Origin of the sequence: Chitinophaga sp. (assembly GCF_036566945.1) — a bacterium.
GTDB lineage: Bacteria > Bacteroidota > Bacteroidia > Chitinophagales > Chitinophagaceae > Chitinophaga.
The window spans coordinates 1-1573 of the sequence record NZ_DATCVJ010000714.1 but is presented as its reverse complement, the minus strand read 5'-3'; the positions used below and the strand labels follow the sequence as shown (position 1 = coordinate 1573).

The window sequence follows — 1573 nt, the reverse complement described above, 5'->3', positions numbered from 1 at the left end:
ATCTCTTGACAACTGCTTCTAAATCTTCAAATAAACTATCTGTGTCTATTTTATGTTCTACTGAAACCATGTTTTCCTTTCAAATGGCAACTATGCCTTCTCTATTATTCCCTATTCCGGGCGGTAAAGCTAGTTTTGCACTATACGAGCTAGGATTAATCGAGTTTGCGGATAGGGTGTTTGTACCTTTACTGCGTTCTGATTAACCGTAGTCCGTATAGTGCATTCCTAAACGCTACGCAATTTGTTTGTTATGATCAGCGTAGTAATAGGCAGTTGGTGATGCTGGCTTGTCAAAACGAACCGTGACTGGATATAGATACTTAGGGTATTTCGACAAGAGATCTTCTTCTGATTCGTATTCACGTAAGTCGATGGTGCTACTTTTCGTACGTGCATCGGATTTTATCGAGCTGTTGGTTTTCTTCGTTTTTCCCGTGGAACTAGTCAGGGGCACACCTGGCCCTCGAATCATTCTCTTTATTGATTCTGGGATTTTCGGATGTTCCTCTGCGGAAGAATCCATTATCTCTACTGCTTGACGTATTCCTTCACGCTGTCTGTCAGATAGGGAGTTAAACCAATCGACTGTATCGGACGGGTAGTAGTCATAAGTAGGTGGCTCAGTGGTCTCGTCAATGTCATCAAGATGTATTTGGTTCTTCGGTTGTTCGTGTGAACGTTTCTTGGTATTACGACTATTCCAAATATCTTTTCGATTATTTACGATAGCTTTCATGAAATAGGGCTTCCAATCGTTGGGAATAGATTTCGATTTGAGTAGTTTGCAATACTTCTCCATAGCATCAGAGAAGATCATTTCGTGAGTCTCACCCGGCTCTAGTGGTCGGTTGTAAGCCCACTTGCGGACTTCATCCATGAATACCTGGTGCACGTCCAAAATGGGTCTGCACTCGTCACGGCAGACCGTGCTTGTTACCTTGGTTATCTGGCTGTAGCGAGTGTATTTTATCTTCGGCTTCTTGCGCTTTAGATGGTGCTTGCTTCCCGAGACCCAGAAGTCGTAGTCAGCAGGGTCGGGATTAGATTCATAGAGAATTTCTCTGCATCTGTTCTGCACTGAAAGTCTACGTGCATGAATCTGCTGATCGGACTCGAGAGGAAAGATCTTGCGAAGATTTTCGAACAGAGTGATCGTTCTTGGACTTGCATTGTAGTCAATGAAGCTGTCAATTGTGACTTGTTCTAGATTTTTGAAATCTGTGTGTTGGAATTGAGTAGTTTTCTCGTGGAACTGTTTAGATTCAATTCCCCGAGTATCATCAGTTTCAGTGTGCTTGCGATAGTCTCTGGTTGAATGCACGGAGGGTTCTGGGTGTTCTGCAAATCTGATGTATGGGTTTGCAGCATGCTTGTAGTCAGAGCTAGCGCAAGCAGCAGCATTGGCAAATCCTAGATGAAGCACAACGGATGAAAGGCTTGATTCAATCCATTGGGCTATCTCATTGTCATGATTTGGCAAATTATCGAGAGCGGCAGCATGTGCAGAATCCAATCGAGTTATGAAGTTCTCGCGCAATTTCTCGTCACGATCGTTTTCGTACGTAAACTG

General features: G+C 43.5%; 2 protein-coding genes. One reads left to right on the top strand and one right to left on the bottom strand.

Annotated features, from left to right (window positions below; genetic code table 11):
- Nucleotides 1-206 (top strand): hypothetical protein (locus VIP81_RS21575; RefSeq protein WP_331966144.1); only part of this gene is annotated, 206 nt, incomplete at its 5' end.
- Between the two features lie 29 nt (nt 207-235).
- On the opposite strand, the gene VIP81_RS21570 is transcribed toward VIP81_RS21575, so the two are convergent.
- Nucleotides 236-1573: hypothetical protein (locus tag VIP81_RS21570; protein ID WP_331966141.1), on the bottom strand; the 1338-nt coding region annotated here is incomplete at its 5' end.